22 protein-coding genes are annotated in these 23370 nt (G+C 67.2%); 7 read left to right on the top strand and 15 right to left on the bottom strand.

What is annotated here, in order from left to right; translation table 11 throughout:
* Positions 1 to 2 precede the first annotated feature (2 nt).
* Genes D4766_RS10270 through D4766_RS10285 form a run of 4 tightly spaced genes read right to left on the bottom strand, consistent with a single transcriptional unit; the run spans position 3 to position 5021 of the window.
* Positions 3 to 1103, bottom strand: coding sequence for an LLM class flavin-dependent oxidoreductase (locus D4766_RS10270; RefSeq protein WP_120717370.1), 1101 nt, complete (start codon positions 1101 to 1103; stop codon positions 3 to 5).
* The gene (locus D4766_RS10275) at positions 1100 to 2014 is read right to left on the bottom strand and encodes an aldo/keto reductase (protein WP_120717371.1); all 915 of its coding nucleotides are present in this window, start codon (positions 2012 to 2014) and stop codon (positions 1100 to 1102) included. The genes D4766_RS10270 and D4766_RS10275 overlap by 4 nt, the downstream gene beginning before the upstream one ends.
* Positions 2011 to 3024, bottom strand: coding sequence for a LacI family DNA-binding transcriptional regulator (locus tag D4766_RS10280; RefSeq protein WP_120717372.1), 1014 nt, complete (start codon positions 3022 to 3024; stop codon positions 2011 to 2013). The genes D4766_RS10275 and D4766_RS10280 overlap by 4 nt, the downstream gene beginning before the upstream one ends.
* Positions 3021 to 5021, bottom strand: a complete 2001-nt coding sequence (locus tag D4766_RS10285) for an alpha-glucosidase (protein ID WP_120717373.1) — start codon at positions 5019 to 5021, stop codon at positions 3021 to 3023. Before D4766_RS10285 ends, D4766_RS10280 begins: the two co-directional genes overlap by 4 nt.
* A gap of 188 nt (positions 5022 to 5209) precedes the next feature.
* Here D4766_RS10285 and D4766_RS10290 point away from each other — a divergent pair, with 188 nt between their 5' ends.
* Positions 5210 to 7579: a TonB-dependent receptor gene (locus tag D4766_RS10290; RefSeq protein WP_234024772.1), complete on the top strand. Its 2370-nt coding sequence runs from the start codon at positions 5210 to 5212 to the stop codon at positions 7577 to 7579.
* Between the two features lie 125 nt (positions 7580 to 7704).
* On the opposite strand, the gene D4766_RS10295 is transcribed toward D4766_RS10290, so the two are convergent.
* Complete coding sequence (locus tag D4766_RS10295; RefSeq protein WP_120717375.1) at positions 7705 to 8979, bottom strand: MFS transporter; 1275 nt, start codon at positions 8977 to 8979, stop codon at positions 7705 to 7707.
* A gap of 74 nt (positions 8980 to 9053) precedes the next feature.
* On the opposite strand from D4766_RS10295, the gene D4766_RS10300 reads away from it, so the two are divergent.
* The 5 genes from D4766_RS10300 to D4766_RS10320 all read left to right on the top strand — a co-directional run bounded on the left by D4766_RS10300 (position 9054) and on the right by D4766_RS10320 (position 14339).
* Positions 9054 to 10184, top strand: coding sequence for a YeiH family protein (locus tag D4766_RS10300; RefSeq protein ID WP_120717376.1), 1131 nt, complete (start codon positions 9054 to 9056; stop codon positions 10182 to 10184).
* 117 nt (positions 10185 to 10301) lie between these two features.
* Entirely contained in the window at positions 10302 to 11234 is a 933-nt protein-coding gene (locus D4766_RS10305) for a cytochrome c oxidase subunit II (protein WP_120717377.1), read from the top strand.
* Positions 11231 to 13336, top strand: coding sequence for a cbb3-type cytochrome c oxidase subunit I (locus D4766_RS10310; RefSeq protein ID WP_120717378.1), 2106 nt, complete (start codon positions 11231 to 11233; stop codon positions 13334 to 13336). The genes D4766_RS10305 and D4766_RS10310 overlap by 4 nt, the downstream gene beginning before the upstream one ends.
* A complete protein-coding gene (locus D4766_RS10315) occupies positions 13333 to 13959 on the top strand; it encodes a cytochrome c oxidase subunit 3 (protein ID WP_120717379.1) in 627 nt (208 codons plus the stop codon). The genes D4766_RS10310 and D4766_RS10315 overlap by 4 nt, the downstream gene beginning before the upstream one ends.
* Positions 13956 to 14339, top strand: coding sequence for a cytochrome C oxidase subunit IV family protein (locus D4766_RS10320; RefSeq protein WP_120717380.1), 384 nt, complete (start codon positions 13956 to 13958; stop codon positions 14337 to 14339). Before D4766_RS10315 ends, D4766_RS10320 begins: the two co-directional genes overlap by 4 nt.
* Positions 14340 to 14346: 7 nt before the next feature.
* Here the strand turns inward: D4766_RS10320 and D4766_RS10325 are convergent, their stop codons facing one another.
* Positions 14347 to 16650, bottom strand: coding sequence for an FdhF/YdeP family oxidoreductase (locus D4766_RS10325; protein ID WP_120717381.1), 2304 nt, complete (start codon positions 16648 to 16650; stop codon positions 14347 to 14349).
* A gap of 174 nt (positions 16651 to 16824) precedes the next feature.
* On the opposite strand from D4766_RS10325, the gene fdhD reads away from it, so the two are divergent.
* Positions 16825 to 18177: a formate dehydrogenase accessory sulfurtransferase FdhD gene (fdhD, locus tag D4766_RS14075; protein ID WP_162935742.1), complete on the top strand. Its 1353-nt coding sequence runs from the start codon at positions 16825 to 16827 to the stop codon at positions 18175 to 18177.
* Between the two features lie 3 nt (positions 18178 to 18180).
* On the opposite strand, the gene D4766_RS10335 is transcribed toward fdhD, so the two are convergent.
* From D4766_RS10335 to D4766_RS10375, 9 genes are all read right to left on the bottom strand, one after another.
* Positions 18181 to 18954 carry an NUDIX hydrolase gene (locus tag D4766_RS10335; RefSeq protein ID WP_120717383.1) on the bottom strand — a complete coding sequence of 258 codons (774 nt, stop codon included), beginning with the start codon at positions 18952 to 18954 and terminating at the stop codon, positions 18181 to 18183.
* 301 nt (positions 18955 to 19255) lie between these two features.
* Positions 19256 to 19585, bottom strand: coding sequence for a Grx4 family monothiol glutaredoxin (grxD, locus tag D4766_RS10340; protein ID WP_120717384.1), 330 nt, complete (start codon positions 19583 to 19585; stop codon positions 19256 to 19258).
* Positions 19586 to 19622: 37 nt separating this feature from the next.
* On the bottom strand, positions 19623 to 19856 hold the full coding sequence (locus tag D4766_RS10345; RefSeq protein ID WP_120717385.1) for a BolA/IbaG family iron-sulfur metabolism protein: 234 nt from the start codon (positions 19854 to 19856) through the stop codon (positions 19623 to 19625).
* 4 nt (positions 19857 to 19860) lie between these two features.
* Positions 19861 to 20184 (bottom strand): DUF1476 domain-containing protein, encoded by a 324-nt coding sequence (locus D4766_RS10350; protein WP_120717386.1) that lies wholly within the window; start codon positions 20182 to 20184, stop codon positions 19861 to 19863.
* A 55-nt stretch (positions 20185 to 20239) separates the two neighbouring features.
* Positions 20240 to 21238: an NADPH:quinone oxidoreductase family protein gene (locus D4766_RS10355; RefSeq protein ID WP_120717387.1), complete on the bottom strand. Its 999-nt coding sequence runs from the start codon at positions 21236 to 21238 to the stop codon at positions 20240 to 20242.
* Positions 21235 to 21837, bottom strand: a complete 603-nt coding sequence (leuD, locus tag D4766_RS10360) for a 3-isopropylmalate dehydratase small subunit (RefSeq protein ID WP_120717388.1) — start codon at positions 21835 to 21837, stop codon at positions 21235 to 21237. Before leuD ends, D4766_RS10355 begins: the two co-directional genes overlap by 4 nt.
* A complete protein-coding gene (locus tag D4766_RS10365; protein WP_120717389.1) occupies positions 21837 to 21998 on the bottom strand; it encodes an isopropylmalate isomerase in 162 nt (53 codons plus the stop codon). The genes leuD and D4766_RS10365 overlap by 1 nt, the downstream gene beginning before the upstream one ends.
* A 39-nt stretch (positions 21999 to 22037) precedes the next feature.
* Positions 22038 to 22532 carry a DNA-deoxyinosine glycosylase gene (locus D4766_RS10370; protein ID WP_120718174.1) on the bottom strand — a complete coding sequence of 165 codons (495 nt, stop codon included), beginning with the start codon at positions 22530 to 22532 and terminating at the stop codon, positions 22038 to 22040.
* The gene (locus D4766_RS10375) at positions 22529 to 23350 is read right to left on the bottom strand and encodes an N-acyl homoserine lactonase family protein (RefSeq protein ID WP_120717390.1); all 822 of its coding nucleotides are present in this window, start codon (positions 23348 to 23350) and stop codon (positions 22529 to 22531) included. Before D4766_RS10375 ends, D4766_RS10370 begins: the two co-directional genes overlap by 4 nt.
* Positions 23351 to 23370 lie beyond the last annotated feature (20 nt).

Raw genomic sequence — 23370 nt, forward strand, 5'->3', positions numbered from 1 at the left:
CGTCAGTCGAAGCTCAGCGGTCCGTGTTCGATGTGGGGCAGAACGTGGCGGGCGAACAAGTCGCATTCCTGCATGTGGGGGTAACCCGACAGGATGAAAGCCTCGATCCCTTCGGCCTGGTAGGCGCGCAGCTTCGCCAACACTTGGTCGGGATTTCCGACGATCGCCGCTCCGCAGCCGGAACGCGCGCGCCCGATGCCGGTCCACAGGTTCTCTTCCACGAAGCCGTCGCCGTCCGCCGCGCCGCGCAGTTCGGCCTGCCGCTGGACGCCGTAGTTCTTCGCGTCGAGCGACGCCTCGCGGATTGCGCGGCCCTTCTCGTCATCGAGCTTCGACAGCAGGCGGTCGGCATAGGCGCGCGCCTCGTCCTCGGTCTCGCGCACGATCACGTGGACGCGGTAACCAAATTTGAGCGTGCGGCCGTAACTGGCGGCACGCGCGGTCAGGTCGGCGATGTTCTCGCGCACCTTGTCCATCGTGTCGGGCCACATGAGATAGACGTCGCACGCCTCCGCGGCGCACTCGCGCGCTTCGTGGCTAAGGCCGCCGAAGTAGAATGGCGGGCACTTGCCACTGATCGTGGTGATCCGCGGCGGGTCGAGCGTGAGCTGGTAGTGCTCGCCCTGGTGGTCGATGCTTTCCCCGTTGAGGAGCTGTCGGACGATCTTCATCACCTCGGTCGCGCGGCCATAGCGCGGGCCACCGGGCATCGACTGGCCGGGCATGTCGGAGGAGATGATGTTGACGTTCAGCCGCCCGGCCGTCCCCGCGGCGTTCGGCCCGAGAATACGGTCGAGCGTGGCGATCCGGCGCGCGAGCTGGGGCGGCCAGTCCTCGCCGATGCGGGTCGCCCACAGCAGCTTCATGCGGGTCAGCATCGGCGCGATCGCGGCGGCGAAGACCGTGGTGTCGAGCCCGAGCTGATAGCCCGACGGCAGCAGCACGTTGTCGAACCCGCCTTCCTCCGCGCGCAGCACGATGTTGCGACAATGCTCCCAGCTCGACTGGAGCTGCGGATCGGGAACGCCGAGGAATTCGTAGTCGTCGTCGCACAGCGCGGAAAACCACGCGATCTCGCATGGTTGGCCGGGGTTCGTCGTCATGGCATGGGTGCTCCTCTGGCGGCGACGAGCACCGCGTACCAATCCTGCCGGGTCCAGCGCATTTCAAGCGCCTGTGTGGCCTCCGCGATGCGTTCGGCGTTCTGCGAACCGACGATGGGGACGATGCCCGCCGGGTGCGCCATCAGCCAGCCGTAGGCCGCTACGCTGCGACTGACGCCCTGTTCGCCGGCGATGCGGTCGAGCTCGGTCGCCACCGCGATATCGCGCGCGCCCTTTGGCGAGATCAGCGCCCCGCCGCCCAGCGGCGACCACGCCAGCGGGGTCAGCCCCATCCGCATCGCCTGGTCGAGCTCGCCGTTCTCGAAACAATCTATCCGCAACGGGCTGATTTCGGGCTGGGTGCTGACGAGCGGAACCGTCAAGAAATGCGCCAGCGCATCGATCTGCGCGGGCGTGAAGTTCGACACGCCGAGCGTGCGGACCTTCCCGGCCGAGACCGCATCCTCGAGCGTGCGGGCGACTTCCTGCGGATGCGCCAGCAGGTCGGGGCGGTGGATCTGGTAGAGGTCCACCGTATCGACCTTCACCCGCGCCAGCGACTTGTCGAGCGCTTCCGTCAGGTAGCTGCGCGACTGGTCGTACGGCAGCGGCGGCATGATCCCGCCCTTGGTCGCCAGCACCATCTTGTCCCGCAAACCCGGATCGGCGGCCAGAACCTCGCCCAGCAGCGCTTCGGCGTCGCCGAAACCACCTGTCCCGTCGAAGCCGTAGATGTCGGCGGTGTCGAGCAGGGTGATCCCGGCGTCGAGCGCGGCATGGACCAGCGCTGCCGCATCGGCCCTGCTGCGGCTACCTTCGGCGAGGCGCCACATGCCCCACGCGATCGGCGAGATCGCGATGTCGCTGGTGCCCAGCGTGCGGCTGGCAGGCGGGGCGGGAAGCTGGCTCATGCAATTCTCCGGGAAGGCGGCGCGACCGATACGCGCTCGACAAGCTGGTGGGGCAGGCGGCGGTGCTGGGTCTCGCCGCCCGCGATGAGGATTTCGGCCGCGGTCCGAGCGAGCTCGGCCATCGGCTGGTGGATCGTCGTCAGCGGCGGCCAGACGGTGCGCGCGAGCGTGGTATCGTCGAAGCCGCCGACCGACAGCGCGCCGGGCAGGTCGATCCCGCGCGCGTGCGCTTCGGCCAGCACGCCGGCGGCCATGTCGTCGTTGGCCGCGAAGATGGCGGTGGGCGGATGGGCGAGGTCGAGCAGAGCGGCTGCCGCCGCCACGCCGCTGTCGAAATCGAATGTCCCGTCGAGCACCAGCGCGGGCTCGTAGGCGATACCGGCGCGTTCCAGCGCCTTGCGATAGCCGTAAAGCCGCTCCTCGCTCGCCATGTGGTTGGGGTGGCCCTTCACGAACCCGATGCGCCGGTGGCCGTGGTTGATGAGATGGGTCGTCATGTCGTCGGCGGCCTGCGCGTCGTCCATGAACACGCTGCTGGTGAGCGCATGGTTGGTGCCGGGCGAGATGCGCACGAACGGGATGTCGAGCGTGTCGAGCACGCGCAGCACCGGCTCGCAGTCGGTCACCGGGCTGGACAAAACGATGCCGTCGACATGGGTCTCGGAAATCAGCCCGCGCACCTGCTCGCCGACGTCGGGATCGTCGATATCGACCGGCTGGGCGAGCAGGCGGATGCCCTTCTCGTGGCACACGTCCCAGCAGCCCTTCTGGATCTGGAACATGTAGTAGGGGCTGTGATTGTCGTAGATCAGCGCGATCTGGTTCGACTTCGCGCCCGACAAGATGCGCGCCGCCACGCTGGGGCGATAATCGAGATCGCGCATCGCCGTCTCGACCCGTTCGCGCATGTCGGCGCTGACATAGGGGTGGCCGTTGAGCACGCGGCTGACCGTCTTCACCGCCACCCCGGCGCGCGCGGCGACGTCGCGGATGTTGGCCCGCTCGCTCATCCCGCCAGCGCCTGCGGCAAGTCGGCGAACACCGCAGCGTGCGGACTGTCCGGGCGATAGAACACCGGCGGCCTTCCGATCGGGGCGGACACGGTGTGGGTGCCGGGCGCGAAATCCTCGCCCGTCCACACGTGCCGCCACGGCGCGTCGCCCGGCAGGATCACCGTCCGCGACGTCGCGCCTTCCTCGATCACCGGGGCCACAAGCATGTCGGAGCCGTAGAGATACTGGTCCTGCACCGCAAACAGCGCCGGATCGCCCGGGTATTCCAGGAACAGCGGGCGCTGTAGGGGCAGGCCGCTTTCCGCCGCATCGTCGCTCAGCGCGCGGACATAGGGGGCGAGGGCGGCATGGACTCGGCTCCACCGGGCGAAGGTGGCGAGGAGTTCGGGCGTGCTGTCGTATTGCAGGTTGTCGTCCGGCCGGTTGCCCTCGTGGCTGCGCATGACCGGCGCGAATGCGGCGAGTTCGCACCAGCGCTGCATCAGTTCCCCGCTCCGCACGTTGCCGTGGAGCGAGGTGTAGCCGCCGCAGTCGGAATGGCTGTAGGCGTTGCCGACCAGACCCGCGCTGAGTGCCGCCGTGATGACCGTGCCGATGCCGTCGTGGCGGGTAAAATCTACCGACTGGTCACCCGCCCACAGCAGCGGGCAGTGCGCCTGCACGCCGGAGAAACCCGCGCGCATGAAGAACACGGCCTCGCCGGTCTTACCGCGGCTTTCCAATGCAGCGGCGTTCACTTCGGCCCACAGGACCGGCCAGCGGTTGTGTGCCTCCATCGGGTCGCTCCCGTCGGCGAGGCGCACGTCGGTCGGCAGGTATTCGCCGAAATCCGCCATCCAGCCCATGATCCCGCGGTCGAGCATTTCGCGGCCCAGGATGCGCTCGGCGAACCAGTCGCGGGTCTCGGGCCGGGTAAAGTCAACGACGCCGCAGTCGAACTCCCCGAAATCCACGAGGTAGACCTCGTCGCTGTCGCGGCGGAGGCAAAAATGGCCGCCCGCCGCCGCTTCCGCGAACAGGTCGGCGTCGTTCGACAGGTAGGGGTTGGCATAGGCCATGAACGCGATCCCGCGCGCCGCGAGGTCCGCTATGCGGGCGTCGAGACCGGGGTATCGCTCGGCGCTCCGCGCGCCGACCTGCCAGTCCCAGAACAGGCGCCGGCCGAAGCTGGTTTCGCGGATCCCGGCCCAATCCTCGCACCACAAACCCGAGACCGCCGCGCCGGCATCGACGAACGCATCGAGCCGGTCGAAGCTGCTCGCCCCGGACTTGAGCCCGACGATCGCTCCAACGATCGCCCAGTCGGGAAGCGGCGGCTGCTTGCCGAACCGGTCGGCGAGCGCGGAAACGAGCGGTTTCGGCCCATCGGCGGCGAAGACCTGGAAGTGCGCGGTGTTCGACCAGACCTCCACCTCGTGCCGGGCGGGGTCGGTGAAATCCATCGCGCTGTAGCAGGCGGCATCGAGGTGTACCGCCAGCCAGCGCGAGGTGAGGAAAGTCGGCTGCGGATAGTTGGTCGTCCAGTAATCGCCGCCCGCCATTCCGTCGGCATCCATCCGGCGGGTCAGCTCGGTCGACTTGTCGCGGCCGACGCCGGGCTCGCTTGTCCACATCGGGAAGCGGCGGCCGGTGAGGGCGAGATAGCTCATCTGCTCCCCGCCGCCCCACACGGTTTCGCCCGGTTCGGCATGGAAGCGAACCCACAAGCGGTCGATCGCCGAATTTTCGGCAGTGACCGTGATGAATTCGGCATCCCAGGAGAGCCGAATTTCATCGAACTCGATCCCGCCATCCACCAAACGCCATTCTGTCAGGTCGCGCCGCTCCTGCGGGGCATCCTCGATCCGGAAATTGCCGCGCACCATCTCCACGGTGGGTGCGCCGCGGGCGATGGCCACCGCAGGACAGGAGGGTGAATGGCGCAGGACGATCCTGCCGCCGAAATGCAGCGCGAACCCGTCAGAATCGGCGTCAATTTCCAGTTTCAGCGCCATCCCGTCCCGTTTTCCGTGGAGCTGTCGCCCGAAAGCCGCACTCCCGATGTCTCGATGTGACACCGCTTGACATATCGGCGGCGTTTTCGCAAATCAAGCACCAAGCGGCGGGCCTTATTAGGCCCGGAGCCGCGCGGTCATTTTCGCCATGCGATTGGTTTCGCTGGCGAAAACGTGGGAGAGAGATGATGAAATCCATGCTTCGCGCATCGAGCGCCCTGGGCCTGTTCGGGGCCGGATTCGCGGCCTTCGCGCCGTCGGCCGTCGCGGCGCAGGAAGCGACCCCGCCCGCCCCGCTGACCCAGACCGAAGATTCCGCTCCGGGCGAAATCCTCGTCACCGCGCAGAAGCGCACCGAAAGCCTGCAGGACATCCCCCTGTCGGTCAGCGTGCTCAGCGGCGAAGCGCTCGACACGGCCTCGCGTCCCTCGATCGAAAGCGCGGCACAGCTCGTTCCCTCGCTGAATTTCGCGAAATCCGGCACGACGCTCAACCAGACGATCTTCCTGCGCGGCGTTGGCACCGCGACCTTCTCGATCGCGGGCGAACCGTCGGTGTCCACCGTGGTCGACGGCGTCGTCTACGCCCGTTCCGGCGAGGCGTTCAGCGACCTCGTCGACATCGCCCAGATGGAAGTGCTGCGCGGGCCGCAGGGCACCCTGTTCGGCAAGAACGCCAGCGCTGGCGTGATCAACGTCACCACCAAGATGCCGACGTTCGAACCCGGCGGCACGGTCGAGGCGAGTTATTTCGATCGCAACGAATACCGCGTGAAGGCGGCGGTCAACATTCCGCTTACGCAGGATCTCGCCGCGCGCTTTACCGGGTTTTCCAGCTTCTACGACGGCAACATCCGCAACGTCGCGTACGATACGCTGGTCAACGGCTACAACCACAAGGGCGTGCGCGGCCAGCTGCTCTACGATCCGGGCGCGGGCGTGCGGCTGTACTTCGCCGCCGACTATCACAAGAACGACGACGATTGCTGCGCCGACATCATCGGCACGCCGCCGATCAACGCGGCGACGGGCGCCGTCCTGCCGACGACCTCGAACCTAGCCTTCACGGTCCTGCCGACCCCGCTTTACGAAGATACGCGGGCGGTGAACCAGAACCTCATCACCCGGACGAAGGAAACCGGCTGGGGCGTGTCGGGCCAGGCCGACATCGACGTGGGCACGCTGACGCTGACCAGCATCACCGCCTATCGCAAGTACGACAACACCGAAGTGCGCGACGGCGACTGGCTGCCGCAGGCCTACGTCGGCTTCAACCAGCTCCACGACATCGGCCCTCAGAAGAGCAACACGCTGACGCAGGAATTCCGCCTGACCTCGCCGGGCAATCAGTTCCTCGACTACGTGCTCGGCCTATACTACTCGCGCGCCCGGTCGGAGCGCATCTTCCAGCGCGACGACGTGGTCTGCACCGCACGCGCCGGGGCGCCCACCGGGGTGCTGATCCCGTGCGGCAGCGCCTTCGCCAACCCCGCCACGTTCCCGAGCGGGGTCGCCGACTTCGGATCGACCTTCAAGAATTACGCGGCGTTCGGCCAGGTCAAGCTCAACATCGCGGACACCCTGCGCCTCATCGGCGGCCTGCGCTACAGCCATGACGAACTGAGCGTGTTCCACAGCCGCAACACGACGCTCGCCGGGCCGGGCATCCAGCCGAGCTTCCCGACGACGCCGACCGGCACCGGCCAGCCCACGACGATCTTCACCGACAAGACCGAGAACGACAACCTGTCGGGCAAGGCCGCGGTGCAGTTCGACGTCAGCGATGCGGTGATGGCCTATGCGAGCTACACCCGCGGCTACAAGGGCCCGGCGTACAACGTCTTCTACAACCTGACCGCGACCGGCACGAACGTGATCGATCCGGAAACCTCGAACGCCTACGAGGTCGGCCTCAAGAACACGCTGTTCGGCGGACGCATGACGCTGAACCTCGCCGCCTTCTACGCGAAGTACTTCAACTTCCAGGCGAACAACCCCGATCTCGTGGCGGGCGTGGTCGTCACCCGTTTCACCAATGCGGGCGACGTTTCGACTCGCGGCGTGGAGGTGGACCTCAACTGGCGGCCGTTCGACGATTTCACGATCTCCGGCGGCGTCGCCTATACCGATGCCCACGTGGACGAGTTCAACGTCGCCCCGGGCGCCGCGGCCACGGCCGTCGTTCCGCCGGGCACGCCGCTCGGCTTCGCGCCGAAGTGGAAGGGGGCGCTGGCAGCCGACTACCGCGTGCGGACGGGCGGGGCAGTCGACGTCTTCCTGGGCGCCAACGGTAACTACCAGTCGAAGCAGCTGTCGCTCTTCAGCCCCAACGCGGTCCAGCGCCAGCTGGGAACGATCCCGGCCTACGGCCTCGTCAATGCATCGGCCGGTTTCGGCGACGTGGACGACGTCTGGCGGATCACGTTCCAGGTCCGCAACATCTTCGACAAGGCCTACGCCGCGGCGATCGTCAACGGCGGACCGGGCGGCAGCTACCGCTATCAGATCCCGCGCGATGCGGACCGGTACTGGGGCGTGACCGGACGGGTCAACTTCTAGCGGCCACCATCGGGGCTTCGGCCCCGGCCCCTCGGGTGCGCAAGAGAGATACGAGTACGGCCGCGGCAGGAGACACCCGCCGCGGCCGTCTCTTCATTCCGGGCGGCCTTGCCGGGCCATTGGCGTCAGGTGGGCGCGGTCTCATCTTCCGCCACGATCCGCGGAACCAGCAGGTGGATCCACGCCAGGGCGGCGAGATAGGCGAAGGCGGCGAACCAGAACAGCGGGGCATAGCCGACCCCGCTGGTGAGGAGCTGGCCGGTCACTTCCTGGATGCCGAAGCCGGCTATGTTGCCCGCGATCGCGCCGATCGCCATTACCGTCGCCACCCGCCGGGCAGGGATCGCGTCGGCCGCGAAGCCGAAGATGTTGGTCGAGAACCCCTGGTGCGCGAACAGGCCGAGCCCGATGATCGCCGCGGCGGTCCAGGCGCTCGACACAGTGAGTGCGAGCGGAATGGGCAGGATGACGAGCGCGTAGAGCAGCATGCCGGTCTTGCGCGCGGCGTTCACCGAACGCCCCTTCCCGAGCAGAAAGCCGAACAGGCGGCCCGCCGTCAACGCGCCGAGAGCGGCAAGCGAGAAGGCGAGCGCGGTCGGCCCCACGAGTTCCCCCTGGTCGAGGTCGAAGACTTTGTTGAACAGGTCGGGCAGCCAGAAAGTGAAGAACCACCAGAACATGTCGGTGATGGCCTTGGCACCGGCGATGGCCCATGTCTTGCGGTCCGACAAAGCCTCGCCGTAGGTGGAACCGCGCGCCGGGGCTTCGGCCGATACGCGGGGCAGGGGACGCAGGCGGTGGGTGCCCGCGATCCAGAAGGCCAGCCATACGAAGCCGAGCAGGCCGGTGACGACGAAGGCGGTCTTCCAGCCGAACGCCAGCGCGAAAGGCACGACCGTGAGCGGGGCGATGATGTTGCCGAGGTTGGGCGCGGTATTGACGATGCCCACGCCCATCGTGCGCCGCTTCAGCGGCAGGTATTCGGCCGCCGCCTTGACCGCCGCGGGCGTGTTGACCGATTCGAATGCGACCAGCGCCACGCGCGCGGACACGAACTGGGTCACCGTCTGCGCCACCGCGTGCGCCATCCCGGCGACCGACCACAGCGCCACCGCCGCGCCGTAAGCGAGCTTCACCCCGAAGCGGTCGATGACCCAGCCCACGAACAGCAGCGCGGCCGCGGCCGCAAGCTGGCTGGCGGAGGCGAAGTGCGCGAACTCGGCATCTCCCCAGCCGTACTCGGCCGAGATCGTCGGCTTGAGGAGCGAGAGGACCTGCCGGTCGACGTAGTTGATGATCGTGCCGAAAAACAGGAGGGCGATCAGCCAGTTGCGCAGGCGTTCCTGCCCCGCACCATCCGCGCCGTCATTTGCGCCGTTGTCAGCGACCGTGTCGGCCATGTCGTTCTCTCCCCGATCCCGAACCGTTGTCAGGCTTGCACGATACCGGCTACGTTGCCTAAAGAAAGCACAATATGACACCGTCGGACAGAACGCCCCTGAATGCCGCCGATCGCGGGGACGCGGTCGAGCAGGCGTTCCGCGGCGATCTGTACGGAGAACAGTATCTCGCGTCAGAGCTGGCCCGCTCGGAGCGGGCGGTCCGGCGCCCGGCTGAACCGATCGTCCGGTATCTTCCCGGCCTCGGCGTGGTTGGCGTGGCGGCGGGGGCATCGGCCTGGCTTGCCGAACATTACGGCTTTCCCATCATCCTCCTCGGTCTGCTCGTCGGGCTCGCGCTCAACTTCGTGGCGCAGGAACGCAAGGTGCACCCCGGTCTCGAGCTGCTGTCGCAGTCGGGACTGCGCTGGGGGATCGTGATGCTGGGGTTTCAGGTCACGCTCGCCCAGATCGCGCAGCTCGGGATCTGGCCGTTCGTGGCGCTCGTCGGGATCATGGGCGCGACTTTCGTGGCCGGTCTCGGCGGGGCCGCGATGGCGGGCCAGTCGCGCTATGCCGGCATCCTGGCGGGCGGGGCGACGGCGATCTGCGGTGCGAGCGCGGCGCTGGCGCTCTACGGCATCATCGGGCGCGACCGCCTGAGCCAGGCGCAGTTCGCGCTGACGCTCGTCGGTGTGAGCCTCGCAAGTGCGCTCGCCATGTCGCTCTACCCGGCGCTGGCGGGAGAACTCGGCCTGAGCGACCGGCAGGCGGGCTTCCTGATCGGCGCGTCCATCCACGACGTCGCGCAGGCGATCGGCGGCGGTTTCACCTATTCCGACGCGGCTGGCGCGGAAGCCACCATCATCAAGCTGTCGCGCGTGGCGCTACTCGGTCCGGCCATGATCCTCGTCGCGCTGTGGGTCGGGCGGCCTTCCGAAGGCGAGACCCGCCCGGCGTGGCGCAGGGCCGCGTTGCCGTGGTTCATCGTCGGCTTCGTCGTGCTGGTTCTCGTGAACAGCACGGGCGCGGTGCCCACGGCGGTGCGCGAGGCCACGATGGCGGGTTCGAAGGCTCTGCTGCTGTTCGCGGTCATCGCCACCGCGATGCGGTCCGACATGTCGCTCATGATGAAGCTCGGCTGGCGGGCACTGGCACCGATCGCCGCGGCGACGGTCGCCAGTTTCGCCTGCGCGCTCGCCGCGGTTTGGCTGGGCGCCGCCTGAAATCGCAGCAGTCGGCGACTTTGGCTTGACGAGTTGGCCGCTCGGGCGAACGAGGGGCCGCCACAACGGGCGGGGAGGGCAATGCGCATCACGGCGTCTTTTCGCAGCGCTTCGGTGATGCGCATTCTCGCGGTCACAGGCGTGCTGGCCTGCTGCGCGCTTCCCTTAGGTGCGATGGCGCAAGTCACCGCAAGTTTCCTGCAGCCAATGGGGCCGGTGGCGGAGGAACAGGCCAACCATCTCCTCCGGGTCGTGGGTATCACCATGATCGTGATCCTGCCGGTCCTCGTCGGCGTTCCGCTGATCCTTTGGCGCTATCGCTATGCCGCGCCCAAGGGCGACTACGCCCCGCGGTGGGAGTTTTCGAAACCGCTCGAGTTCGTGCTGTGGGGCGTGCCGGTCCTGGTGGTCGCTATGCTGGCAGTGTGGCTGTGGCATTCGACGGCGAAACTCGATCCCTACCGCGCAAACGGCGCCGATCCGCTCCGTGTGCAGGCGGTCGGCCTCGATTGGAAATGGGTCTTCATCTACCCCGATCTGGGCATCGCCACGGTCGACGAACTGGCCGTGCCGGTCGGCCGCCCGGTCCGCCTGACGCTGACCACCGATACCGTCATGCAGAGCCTGCTGATCGCGCCGCTGACCGGCCAGGTCTATGCGATGCCGGGGATGACCACCCGGCTCGACTTTTCCGCTACCCGCCCGGGCACGGCAGAGGGCGAGAACACGCAGTTCAACGGCACCGGGTTCGGCCGCCAGAAGTTCGCCGTTCGGGCGCTCGCCCCGCAAGACTTCGCCCGTTGGAGCGCGCAGGAAAAGACCGGTCCCGCGCTCGACGAGGCGACCTACGCCCTGCTGCGCCGCCGCTCGGTGCTGGTCGATGCGCGGCAGGACCTGGGGCTGGAGCGGGCCGGCGGTCCGCTGATGATGGCGCTCGCCCGGCCCGACGCGTTCGATGCGATCGTCGCCAAATACCATGCGGGCGGCAGCGCGTCGGCGACTTGGGGCGGCATCGGTCTGCCGGCCCGTACGACCGGGAAGCATCCGTGAGCCGTCCCGTCGGTCCGGTCTTCGGCAAGCTCGACTGGTCGGTAACCCCGTACACCGATCTGCTGCAGACGGTGAACAGCAGCACGATCGTGGGCGCCGGCGCCGCGAGCGTGCTGGTGCTCGGCGCGATCGCGGCGGTCGCGGTGCTGACGTGGAAGGGGTGGTGGGGTCCGCTCTACCGCGACTGTCTGACCTCGCCCGACGCGAAGAAGATCGGCATCATGTACATCGTCCTCGGCCTCGTGATGATGGCGCGCGGGATCATCGAGGGCGCGGTGATGCGCGCGCACCAGGCGACGGCGATGGGCACGCTGGACCAGCCCGAAACCGGACTCGTTTCGCCCGATCACTTCGCCCAGCTGTTCAGCACGCACGGCACGATTATGATCTTCTTCGTGGCGATGCCGCTGCTGATCGGGCTCATCAACTTCGTGCTGCCGCAGCAGCTGGGCGCGCGCGACATGGCCTTTCCCGTGCTCAACCAGGTCAGCCTCGGCCTCACCGCGGCGGGGGCGGGGCTCGTCATGATCTCGCTCCTGATCGGCAAGTTCGGCACCGGCGGGTGGACGATGTACCCGCCCTATACCGGCAAGGTCTTCAGCCCGGGGGAAGGGGTGGACTACTGGCTGTGGGCCATCCTGATCTCGGGGGTGGGATCGACGCTCACGGGCATGAATTTCGCCGTCACGATCTTCAAGAAACGCGCGCCGGGCATGCATTTCATGCGGATGCCGCTGTTCTGCTGGACCAGCCTGTGCGTCGCCATCATGCTGATCTACGCCATGCCGGCGCTGACCGTGTCGAGCAGCATGCTGGCGCTGGACCGCTATGCCGGGTTCCATTTCTTCACGAACGACGCCGGCGGCAACATGATGAACTACGCCAACGTGTTCTGGATGTTCGGCCACCCGGAGGTCTATATCCTGATCCTCCCCGCGTTCGGCGTGTTCTCCGAGATCAGCTCCACGTTCTCGGGCAAGAAGCTCTACGGATACACCTCGCTGGTGATCGCCAGCATGAGCATCGCGGTCATCAGTTTCACGGTGTGGCTGCACCACTTCTTCACGATGGGGCAGAGCGCGGGCATCAACATCGCGTTCGGTATCGCGACGATGCTGATCGGCATCCCCACGGGCGTGAAGATCTACGACTGGATGGCGACGATGTGGCGCGGCCGGGTGCGGATGACCGCCCCGATCGTTTACATGACCGGCTTCTTCCTGCTGTTCGTGATCGGCGGCATGTCGGGCATCATCCTCGCCAACCCGTCGATCGACTATCAGGTGCACAATTCCACGTTCCTGGTGGCGCACTTCCACAACGTGATCATTCCGGGCGTGCTCTACGGGATGCTGGCGGGCATCCATTACTGGTTTCCCAAGGCGTTCGGCTATCGCCTCGACGAGACGTGGGGGCGCCGCACGGCCCTGCTGTTCGTGGCGGGTTTCGTGTTCGCCTTCCTGCCGCTCTACGTCATGGGCCTGATGGGCCTGCCGCGCCGATCGCCGACGTTCCAGGACCCGGCATTCCTCCCGTGGATGTACGCCGCCGGGCTCGGCGCGCTGCTGATGCTGGCCGCATTGGCGAGCCTTGTGTGGACCTTCCTCGTCAGCTGGCGCAACCGCGAGGCGCTGTCGGTGCCGGGCGGCGATCCATGGAACGGCGCGACGCTGGAATGGTCGTCGCCCGCGCCAGTCCCCGAATGGACGTATCCGTGCATCCCGCAGGTTACCGACCGCGACGACTGGGGCGAGCGCAAGCGCGCGGGCGATCCGTGGCGCGCGCCCGATCGCTACGTCGATATCGAAATGCCCGCCGACACCCCGCACGGGCTGCTGATCGCGGCCGCGGCCTTCGCCCTGGGCTTCGCGATGGTGTGGTACATCTGGTGGCTCGCGATCGCGGCGTTCCTGGCGATCCCCGCGCTGCTGATTTGGCGCGGCATGCGGGTGATCGAGCCCCGGATCGTGTCCGCCGCCGACGTGGAGGACGAGGACCGGCGGTTCCGCGAGTTCGTGGCCCGGACCGCGCCGATCACGCGCGCCGAGGAAAGCACCCCGCGCAACCGCGGCGTGCCCGACTGCACGGAGTTCGCGGGATGAGCGATCAGGGTCTCTATCCCGGCCTCAACCTCGGCGAAGGCCACGGCGAGGCGCACGACGAGGCCGAGACGACCGTCTTCGGTTTCTGGGTCTTCGTGATGAGCGATCTCGTCATCTTCGGGATCCTGTTCGCCAGCTACGCATCGTACCTCGATCCGGTCGGCCTTGCCGGCGGACCCGGCCCGCAAGACCTGTTCGACATCAGGAGCGTCGCCATCCAGACCGCGCTCCTGCTGCTGGGCGGCACGGCCTATGCCGGCGTGTCGCTCGCGGTGAAATACGAGCATGGCCGGGACCGGGTGCTGGCGTTCCTGGCGCTGTGTGCGCTGCTCGGCGGTGCGTTCCTGTTCTTCGAGGTCCGGGATTTTGCCACGCAGGCGGGCAAGGGCGGTGTACCGCAAGCAAGCGGCTGGCTGAGCGCCTACTGGGCACTCGTGGGGCTTCACGGCATCCATGTCTTCGCCGGTATCGTGTGGATCGGCGCGATGGCCGCCCAGGTCCTGAAGCGCGGGCTCGACGACGCGGTGAAGGTCCGCCTTTCGATGCTCGGCGTGTTCTGGCACTTCCTCGACCTCATCTGGGTCGGCATCTTCTCGCTCGTTTTCCTGGTGCCCCTCGCATGACCGAAGCCAACACCGACATGGTCGATGCCGACGAGCAGGCGGGCAAGGAACTGCGCAAGTACGCCGCCGGCTTCGTCGCCAGCGCGGCGCTGACAGCGGGCGCCTTTGCCGCGGCAGTGTCGAACCTGACCACCGCGTGGAAAGTCGGCCTGATCTGTGCGGCGGCGGTGCTGCAGATCGCCGCGCACATGCTCGACTTCCTCCACCTCAGTTTCTCAGGGAAGCAATCGCGCGAAGATCTGCTGCTGGTGCTGTTCTCGATCAGCCTGCTCGCCATCATGGCCGGGGGCACATGGTACATCATGGCCGACCTCGGCGGACGGATGCACGAGATGACGGGGGAGGGCCACCGTACCCAGGCGGTTGCCTCCCCCGGGTAGCGAGAGTTCAGGTCGCTTCGATCCGCACGGGGATGGATTTGGACGCGGGCGTCTTCGACAATTCGTCGTGGTGCGTGATGGGCACCAGCACGTTGCATTCGGGGTAGTAGCCCGCGATCGTGCCGCGCGGCAGCTTGTAGGCAACCAGCTTCAGCCCGCCGAGGTGTCGCTCCACATTGTCCGCGTCGTAATCGGTGACGAGACGCACCGTGTCTCCGTCCGACAGGCCGGCTTCGGCGATGTCCTCGGGGTTCATCAGCACCACGTCGCGCGTGCCCTCGATCCCGCGAAAGCGGTCGGAATAGCCGTAGACGGTGGTGTTGAACTGGTCGTTGGAGCGCAGTGTTATCAGGCGATAGCGGCCCGGCTTGTCCGCGAACCCCAATGATGTCAGCTGCGGCGGGGTGGTGATGACGGCCTTGCCGCTATCGGTCTTCCAGATCCGTTCGGCGGCGGGGTTGCCGCGCCAGAATCCGCCGGCGTCGAACATTCGCCTATTAAAGTCCTTGAAATCGTCGGGATACGTCGCCTCGATGAGATCGCGCACAAGCGCGTAATTGCCGGTCCATTCGTCCCATTTCATCCTGGGGTTGGGATCGAGCGCCGCCTTGGCAATCCCGGCGACGATCGCGAGCTCGCTCTTGAGCTGGTCCGACGCGGGCGAGCGGTGGCCGATCGACCCGTTGATCATGGAAAAGCTGTCCTCGCTCGTGACCGCCTGGTTGCCGGTGGCCTGCTCGTCCGTTTCCGAGCGGCCGAGGCAGGGCAGGATGTAGGTCGCCTTCGCCGGATGGAGGTGGCTGCGGTTGAGCTTGGTCGACACCATGACGACGAGGTCCTGCGCGGCCCAGCCTTCCTCCATCCGCTTCTGGTCGGGCACCGCGCGCACGAGGTTGCCGCCGAGCGACACGAACCCGCGCACCTTGCCCGCGATGAGGCCCTGTACCGCATCGACGATGTGCATCCCGTCCGTCGTGGGCGGGTCGAAGTCGAACAGCTCTTTCAGCTTATCGAGCGGGACGAGATGCGCCTTTTCCGCAATGCCCACCGTGCGCTGGCCCTGCACGTTGGAATGGCCGCGCACCGGGCAACATCCGGTGCCGGGCCGGCCGATATTGCCCTTCAGCAGCAACAGGTTGACCATCATCGCGATGTTGAGCGCGCCGTGCGTGTGCTGGGTGAAGCCCATGCCGTAGACGCCGATGGTCTTGTCGGCGTCGATATAGACCTGCGCCGCCCGCCGCAGGGCCGCTTCGGTCAGGCCACTGGCCGCCTCGATGTCGGACCACTGCGCGTCGCGGCAGCAGGCGATGAAGCTGTCGAACCCGGTCGTGTGCTGTTCGATGAACGCGTGGTCGATGACCTCGGCCTCGCCGGCCGCCTTCGCCGCGTCGTCGGCCTCGACCACGACCTTGCACAGGCCCAGGATCGCCGCGACGTCGCCGCCCGCCTTCAACTGGTGGTACTGATCGGATATGATCGTCTCCTTGCCCGTCATCATCGCCAGCGGATTCTGCGGGTCGACGAACGAGACGAGGCCCTGCTCGATCACCGGATTGAAGGTGACGATCTTTCCTCCGCGGTCCTTCAGGTCCTTGAGGTTGTGGAGGAAACGCGGCGAATTGGTGCCGGGGTTCTGGCCGAAGTAGAAATAGCAATCGGTCTGCGCGAGATCGTCGAACGTCACCGTGCCTACCGGCGATCCGATGACCTTGGTGAGGCCGACCGAGGTCGTCTCGTGACACATGTTGCTGCTCTGCGGCAGGTTGTTGTTGCCGTAGGCGCGAGCGAGCAGGGCATAGAGATAGCTCGCCTCCAGCCCCGCATGGCCCGAGGCGTAGAAGACCACGTCCTCGCGCGGCAACTCGCGCAGCGTCGCGCCGATTTCGGCGAGCGCGGCATCCCATTCGATCGGCAGATAGCGGTCAGAAGACGCATCGTACTTCATCGGGTGGGTGAGGCGGCCGGACTTCTCGAGTTCATGGTCCGACCAGCTGCGCAGTTCGCGCACCGTATGGCCGCTGGCGGCGAAGAAGCCCGGGGTGCAGCGGTCCTTCGTCAGTTCCCACATCGTCGCCTTGGCGCCGTTTTCGCAGAATTCGAAGGCGGAGTAGTTCGCCGGTTTGGGCCAGGCGCACGACATGCACATGACGCCCTTGGGCTTGTTCAACCGACGCAGGCTGTCGAGCGCGCCGGGCGATGCCCAGGTCTCGCCGTAGATGCTGGCGATGCCCTTCATCGAGCCCCATCCGCCCGCGGGACCGGGGGAGTGCGGAAGGTCGCCGTTCGTCTTGGTCTTGTCGCCCGCCATCCGCTGTCTCCACGTCGTCGTTATGCATTGGTACAACGCAGCTTAGCGCGATGCGTTCTCTCCTGCCCGAAGGGTATGGGTCCGATGGCCGCTTGGAAAGTCCTCGCCGATGTCTAAACGCCATTTCATGACGCATTCCGACACCTTGATCCCCGATCGGACATGACCGCGGGGGTGCGACGCATCCTTGGGGCCGCGCTCGCCGGCGGGCGGAGCAGCCGGTTCGGCAGCGACAAGGCGGTCGCCTTGTGGCGGGGCAGAAGCTTGCTGGATCACACGCTGGAGGCGCTGCGGACGACGTGCGCCGACGTCGTGGTCTGCGGGCCCGACGCCGACCGTCGCTGTGCACTCGCGCTGACCGATCGCCCCGCTGACGGGTTGGGGCCGCTGGGTGGCCTGTGCGCCGCGCTCGTCCATGCGCGCGATCACGGCTTCGACTCGGTGCTTACCGCGCCGGTCGACAGCCATCCGGTGCCGGACGGTCTTGCCGGCCTGCTCGGCGGCGAGCTGCCGGCAGTTGTGGACGGACACTGGTTGTTCGGGCTCTGGCCCGCGGCGCTCGCCGACGATCTCGAACAGCATCTTCTCGCGGGCCATCGTTCGGTCCGCTCGTGGCTGAAAGCGAGCGATGCGCGTGTCGTCCCGCTCCCCGGACCGCCGCCGGTCAACGTGAACACGCCCGCTGCCCTCGCGGCGCTGGAGACGGGGGCAGCCCTAGGCGCAGGCGGCGAGACCCACTCCTTGCGCGAATTGCGGTTCGCGGACGGAGTGATCGAGGACCGCGCGAGGGTCGTCCCGGTCGAGGCGCCGGTGGGGATCGAGTTCAACGGCATCGGCTATGCCGTGATGATGGCGACCCCGGTCGACCTGGAGGATTTCGTCGTCGGCTTCTCGATCGGCGAGGGGCTGGCGGACAGAGGCGAGATCGACGCCGTCGATATCCTGCCGCTGGACGGGGGCTGGCTCGCTCGCGCCAACCTTCCGGCGCGGAGCCTGCCGCGGGTGCTGGAGCGGGCACGCAGCCGGGTTTCGGAAAGCGGATGCGGCATTTGCGGCATCGAATCGATCGCCGCCGCGCTCGCGCCGCTGGAGCCCGTTTCCGCCCCGCCTCGCGCGGATGCGGCCGCGGTGTACCGGGGCTTACGCACGTTGTCGGATCGCCAGCCGCTTGGGCGGGCAACCGGGGCAGCCCATGCGGCGGCCTTCTGCAGCCCGGACGGCGAAATCCTTTGCGTGCGCGAGGACGTGGGCCGCCACAACGCACTCGACAAGCTGATCGGCGCACTGGCGCGCGAGGGCCTGGACCATACGGACGGTTTCGTCCTCCTGTCGGCGCGGTGCAGCCAGGAACTCGTCGAGAAGACGGTGCGGGCAGGTATCCCGATGCTGGCGACGATCAGCGCGCCTTCGAGCCTCGCCATAGGGCGTGCGCGCGAAGGGCGGCTGACGCTGCTCGCGCTGGCCCGCGACGACAGCGCGCTCGTCGTGAACGATCCCTGCGGCCTGTTCGCTCCGGCGCGAGGGTGAACGCTATCCGCGCGCGACGCTGGTTAGCGGCTCGCTGTCGACGGGATACCCGGCATCGGACGGGATACGCAGCCAGGTCTCCCCGCCGCGATCTTCCATCCAGGGCGTGATCGTGCGCACCGGGATGGCTTCGGCCTGCGCGCGCGCTTCGGCGTAGGATGCGAAGCCGGCGAGGCGTTCGAGATTGCGGCGGGTGGGGAAGATCAGCGCGAGCTCTCCGCGGTCGGCCGCTTCGAGCGCCCCCGCGGCGGTCGTCCAGAACAGGTGCGTGGTCTCGGTATCGTCGATCTCGAGTTCGACCGCTCCGGTGCCGAGATCGGCGAGGTAGAACCGCGTGTCGAAGATGCGCGGGATGCGCTCGTTGCGTGGGTTCCACCGCGCGAAGGGCACGATCCGGTCGAGTTCCAGCGTCCAGCCCATCGCCTCGAGGACCGGTGCGAGTGCGCCGCTTTCGAGCAGGAGTTCGCGCGCGCGGCGTACCTCGTCGGCGGTCGGCTGCTGGGCGATGCCAACGGCAAGGCCGGTTTCCTCCAGAGCCTCGCGCACCGCAGCGATGCGATGGGCGGTCTCGTCCTCGTCGTCGCTGCCGAGGCGCGCCGCGAGGTCGCGGTCGGCATTGTCGAGCCGTCCGCCGGGAAACACCGCCATGCCGCCGGCAAAGGTCATCGCCTTGGCACGCACGGTCATCAGGATTTCGGGCGGGCCGCCGTCGGCGGCGTTGCGGAACACGACGACGGTGGCCGCTGGGATCGAGGTGCGCTGTTCGGTTTCGCTCATTGCCGGCAACCCTGCGCCTGCGCCGGTTGCTTGCCAAGACCGAAATGCGCGGGCGGCGTGTCGGAATTTCTTACAAAGCAGGTGTGTGCTAAGCCGCCCTTAACCATCGTGCCCGCGCAATTCGGCGCTTTTGCTAAACTGGCACGCGGGTTGCACAGTGTGAGGTACCCAAACGGTCTTCCAAACGAGGCGGGACGTCAGTCTCCCAAGGTCCTGCCTCCCCGACCCAAGCGAACCCCAACGAAAAACCCGTCCGGCCTACCCAGCCGGACGGGTTTCTTGCTTGTCGGTCGACGCCGGGTCAGCCAGCCTTGGCGACGTTCTTCTCGTCCATCAGGGTCTGCAGTTCGCCGGCCTCGTACATCTCCATCATGATGTCGCTGCCGCCCACGAACTCGCCCTTGACGTAGAGCTGGGGGATCGTCGGCCAGTCGCTGAAGGCCTTGATGCCCTGGCGCACTTCCATGTCCTGCAGCACGTCGACGCTTTCGTAGCCGACGCCGCAATGATCGAGGATCGCCACCGCTCGGCTCGAAAAGCCGCATTGCGGGAAGAGCGGGGTGCCCTTCATGAAGAGGACGACGTCGTTCTGGCTGACGATGTCGGTGAGGCGCTGGTTCACGTCGGACATGGCCGAATTCCCGTAAGTTGAAGCGTTTGTGCGCTGGTCAGTTGGGCACGGCGGTCGTCAGTTGCAAGGCGTGGAGCTCGCCCCCCATCCGCTCGCCCAGCGCCTCGTAAACGAGCTTGTGCTGCTGGACCCGGCTCTGGCCAGCAAACTGCGGGGCGACGACATGCGCCGCCCAGTGGTCGTTGTCGCCGGCAAGATCGCGCATCTCCACGACCGCGCCGGGAAGCGCGCCTTCGATGAGCGCGACGATATCGGCTGCGGCCATCGGCATCCGCTCAGCTCTCGCTCATCAGCTGGCGGCGCGCCTCGACGGTCTTTTCCTCGAGCGCGGTGCGGACTGCCGCTTCGTCGCAGTCGCAGCCCGCCTGCGTGAGGTCGCCCAGCACCTTGCGGATCACGTCCTCGTCGCCCGCTTCCTCGAAATCGGCCTGGACCACCGCCTTGGCGTAGGCGTCGGTTTCCTCGGCGGTGAGGCCCATCTTCTCGGCGGCCCAGTGGCCGAGCAGCCGGTTGCGGCGCGCGGCGACGCGGAACGCGGTGTTCTCGTCCATCGCGAACTTGGCTTCCTCGCCGCGGCGGCGATCGTCGAAATCGGTCATTGCGTCCTCTCAGAACTGTGTGTCGCCGCGCCATACGGTGCGGCGCAACGCGGCGCTAGTCCATCATGACGACGAGCTTGCCCACCGCCTGCCGGTTTTCAAGCTTCGCGATCGCCTCGCCCCCGCGTTCGAGGGGGTAGGTCTCGGAGATCAGCGGGTCGATCTTGCCCGCCTTCAAAAGGTCGAACAGTTCGGCTGCTTGCGCGCGAAACTTCTCCGGCTCGCGCGCGGTGAAGGCACCCCAGAACACGCCGCAGATGTCGCAGCTCTTGAGCAGGGTCAGGTTGAGCGGCATCTTCGCGATGCCTGCGGGGAAGCCGACCACGAGGAACCTGCCCTCCCACGCGATCGAGCGGAGCGCAGGTTCGGAGTATTGCCCTCCGACGATGTCGTAAACGATGTTCGCGCCGTCGGGTCCGCAGGCCGCCTTGAACTTGTTGGCGAGTTCCTTGCTCTCGTCCTTGGACATTTCGCCCTTGGGATAGATCACGACCTCGTCGGCGCCGGCTTTGCGCGCGACCTCGCCCTTTTCCTCGCTCGAGACGGCGGCGATCACTCTCGCGCCGAACGCCTTGCCCAGTTCGACCGCCGAGAGGCCCACGCCGCCCGCCGCGCCGAGCACGAGCATCACGTCGCCTTCCTTGATGTGTCCGCGATCCTTGAGCCCGTGGATCGTGGTGCCGTAGGTCATCATCAACGACGCGGCCTTTTCCAGCGGCACGCCATCGGGGACGGGGAACATGCGCTTGGCATCAACCGCGACCTTTTCGACCAGGCCCCCGCTGCCGATGCCGCCGAACACATGGTCGCCGGCCTTGAATTGGGTCACGCCTTCGCCGACCGATTCGACCACGCCGGCGATCTCGCCGCCCGGGGCGAAGGGGCGGGGCGGCTTGAACTGGTACATGTCCTTGATGATGAGCGCGTCGGGATAATTGATCGCGCAGGCCTTCACCGCGACGACGATCTGGCCCGGCCCGGCGACGGGATCGTCGATCTCGTCGAGGGTCAGCGTTTCGGGTCCGCCGGTGGCGTGGCTGCGTAAGGCTTTCATGCGGCTCTCTCCGTTCCATGGGCCAGCCAGGGCATGTCGCGCGCCTGCCGGCTTTCGTATGTGGTTATCGCCTCGTCGCGCGCGAGCGTGAGGCCTACCTCGTCGAGCCCTTCCAGCAGGCATTGCTTGCGGAACGGGTCGATCTCGAAGGTGAAGCGATCCTGATAAGGGGTGGTAACGACCTGGTTTTCGAGGTCGATCGCGATCGGCTGGTCCTTCGCCACGACCAGCAGGCGGTCGATCTGATCCTGCGGCAACGCCACGGCAAGGATGCCATTCTTGAACGCGTTGCCCGAAAAAATGTCGGAAAAGCTGGGCGCGACGACCGCGCGGATGCCAAGGTCGAGCAGGGCCCAGGCGGCGTGTTCGCGGCTCGATCCGCACCCGAAGTTGTCGCCCGCAATCAGGATTGGCGCATCGGAATAGGCGGGATCGTCGAACACGTTGCCCGGCTCCGCGCGGACAGTCTCGAACGCGCCCTTGCCGAGCCCTTCACGCGTGACCGTCTTCAGCCAGTGCGCGGGAATGATGACGTCGGTATCGACGTTCTTCGCGCCGTAGGGAATGGCGGGCCCTTCCACCTGGCGAACCGGCTGCATCAGTCGGTTTCCGGCGGTTCGCCCGAAGGGATCGAAGGCAGTTGCCGGGGTTTCTTGCGCTCGTCCTTGCGTTTGCTCGCATAAAGCAAAGCGGCGGCGATCGCGGCGGACCCGATGGCGGCACCCGCGGCCACGGCCTTCCCGGTGAGCTTGCTAGTCATGCACCATCCATGCGGACGCCCGCTCGGCCGCGCAAGGGGTCACGCGAGGAAATCGGCTAGCCGCGCCCAAAGCGCCTCTTTGCGCGGCAACGGCATCGCGGCGTAAGCTGGGGAGGACGAGGGCAGGTCGATCAGCGCGAGCCCGGTGCCTTCGAGCTGGGGCCTGCCGATAAGGCCCGCCTTGCGACCGTTGAAAGCAACCGCTTGCAAGGCGGGCAAGCGGGCGAGGAGGTCCTGCAACGGCGCATGCTCGGCGTCGCGTATCGCTGTGTCGAGGCTGCCGTTCCGCCGCGCCGAGGCGACCGTGTCCCACAATGCGATGCCCGCTGCCTGCAATGCGGCAAGGCGGTCGGGGTAGTCGAGCGAGACGAGATCGCGGCCGATCGCGCGGCCAACCAGGTGCCAGAAGCGGTTCTGCGGATGGGCGTAGTACCGTCCCGCGGCCAGCGACGCCTCGCCGGGCAGGCTGCCGAGGATCAATACGCGGGCGCGCGCGTCCGCGACGGGCGCGAAAGCTGCCTTGCGCGCGCCTATTTCGCGGCCTCGGGAAAGGCGGGCAGCAGGGCCACATCGGCGGGTTCGTGCTGGATGATCACTTTCGCGCCGACGTTTTTCGCCATCTTCTTGAAACGGTCGAACGAGGCAAGCGTGTCGGCGCGGTCGGTGTTGAAGGTCGGCACGCCCTCGCGCTCGTAATTCGCGGTAAAGTGGGCAAGATCGCCGGTGAGCATGACAGGACCCATTCCGGCCAGCCGGACCAGCAGCGCGTGGTGGCCGGGGGTATGCCCCGGCATCGCCAGGATGACGACGCTGCGGTCGCCGAACACGTCCTTGTCGCCGGTGAACGTCTCCATCTTCGCGCCGCCGGAAATCCACGGCGCGAACATCTTCGGATCGGAGTTGCCGAGCGGCGGGTCGTGGGTGATCGCGTCCCAGTCCGCCTTGCCGATCAGCAACGTCGAGACGGGAAACTCCTTCGCCTGCCCGACGTGGTCGTAGTGGTAGTGGCTGACGCCGACGAACTCGATGTCCGCGGGCTTCAGGCCCATCTGCTCGAGCTGGCTGACGAGCGTGCGGTCGAGAATGAAGCCGCCGTCGGGATCGCCGCTGGTGGCCGGATCGATGCCGGTGTCCCACAGCAGCGTGCGGCTGCCGTGGCGGATCAGGTAGCACGATCCGACGAGCGCCTTCTTCTCGTTGGCCGCCGCGCCCGTGTCGTCGAACGCGTTCAGCGGCCACGCCTCGGTCGCGCGGCCGCAATCGAGCCGAGTGAGCGATACGGCGGCGGGTGCGTCCTGCGCGGCGGCGGGGGCGGCGAGCAGAGCGAGGGCAAGTGTCAGGGGGCGAAGCATTGCGGTTCCTCTCGGCGCCG

Origin of the sequence: Tsuneonella amylolytica (assembly GCF_003626915.1) — a bacterium.
In the GTDB taxonomy this organism is placed as follows: domain Bacteria; phylum Pseudomonadota; class Alphaproteobacteria; order Sphingomonadales; family Sphingomonadaceae; genus Tsuneonella; species Tsuneonella amylolytica.

What these genes read in the sequence shown, in the direction of transcription:
- D4766_RS10285 (WP_120717373.1), bottom strand. Translation starts at nt 5,021, where the DNA reads ATGGCGCTGAAACTGGAAATTGACGCCGATTCTGACGGGTTCGCGCTG.
- D4766_RS10365 (WP_120717389.1), bottom strand. Translation starts at nt 21,998, where the DNA reads ATGACTAGCAAGCTCACCGGGAAGGCCGTGGCCGCGGGTGCCGCCATC.
- D4766_RS10350 (WP_120717386.1), bottom strand. Translation starts at nt 20,184, where the DNA reads ATGACCGATTTCGACGATCGCCGCCGCGGCGAGGAAGCCAAGTTCGCG.
- leuD (WP_120717388.1), bottom strand. Translation starts at nt 21,837, where the DNA reads ATGCAGCCGGTTCGCCAGGTGGAAGGGCCCGCCATTCCCTACGGCGCG.
- D4766_RS10315 (WP_120717379.1), top strand. Translation starts at nt 13,333, where the DNA reads ATGAGCGATCAGGGTCTCTATCCCGGCCTCAACCTCGGCGAAGGCCAC.
- D4766_RS10290 (WP_234024772.1), top strand. Translation starts at nt 5,210, where the DNA reads ATGAAATCCATGCTTCGCGCATCGAGCGCCCTGGGCCTGTTCGGGGCC.
- D4766_RS10275 (WP_120717371.1), bottom strand. Translation starts at nt 2,014, where the DNA reads ATGAGCCAGCTTCCCGCCCCGCCTGCCAGCCGCACGCTGGGCACCAGC.
- D4766_RS10335 (WP_120717383.1), bottom strand. Translation starts at nt 18,954, where the DNA reads ATGAGCGAAACCGAACAGCGCACCTCGATCCCAGCGGCCACCGTCGTC.
- D4766_RS10355 (WP_120717387.1), bottom strand. Translation starts at nt 21,238, where the DNA reads ATGAAAGCCTTACGCAGCCACGCCACCGGCGGACCCGAAACGCTGACC.
- D4766_RS10345 (WP_120717385.1), bottom strand. Translation starts at nt 19,856, where the DNA reads ATGCCGATGGCCGCAGCCGATATCGTCGCGCTCATCGAAGGCGCGCTT.
- D4766_RS10375 (WP_120717390.1), bottom strand. Translation starts at nt 23,350, where the DNA reads ATGCTTCGCCCCCTGACACTTGCCCTCGCTCTGCTCGCCGCCCCCGCC.
- D4766_RS10295 (WP_120717375.1), bottom strand. Translation starts at nt 8,979, where the DNA reads ATGGCCGACACGGTCGCTGACAACGGCGCAAATGACGGCGCGGATGGT.
- D4766_RS10320 (WP_120717380.1), top strand. Translation starts at nt 13,956, where the DNA reads ATGACCGAAGCCAACACCGACATGGTCGATGCCGACGAGCAGGCGGGC.
- D4766_RS10300 (WP_120717376.1), top strand. Translation starts at nt 9,054, where the DNA reads ATGACACCGTCGGACAGAACGCCCCTGAATGCCGCCGATCGCGGGGAC.
- D4766_RS10325 (WP_120717381.1), bottom strand. Translation starts at nt 16,650, where the DNA reads ATGGCGGGCGACAAGACCAAGACGAACGGCGACCTTCCGCACTCCCCC.
- D4766_RS10280 (WP_120717372.1), bottom strand. Translation starts at nt 3,024, where the DNA reads ATGAGCGAGCGGGCCAACATCCGCGACGTCGCCGCGCGCGCCGGGGTG.
- grxD (WP_120717384.1), bottom strand. Translation starts at nt 19,585, where the DNA reads ATGTCCGACGTGAACCAGCGCCTCACCGACATCGTCAGCCAGAACGAC.
- D4766_RS10305 (WP_120717377.1), top strand. Translation starts at nt 10,302, where the DNA reads ATGCGCATTCTCGCGGTCACAGGCGTGCTGGCCTGCTGCGCGCTTCCC.
- D4766_RS10270 (WP_120717370.1), bottom strand. Translation starts at nt 1,103, where the DNA reads ATGACGACGAACCCCGGCCAACCATGCGAGATCGCGTGGTTTTCCGCG.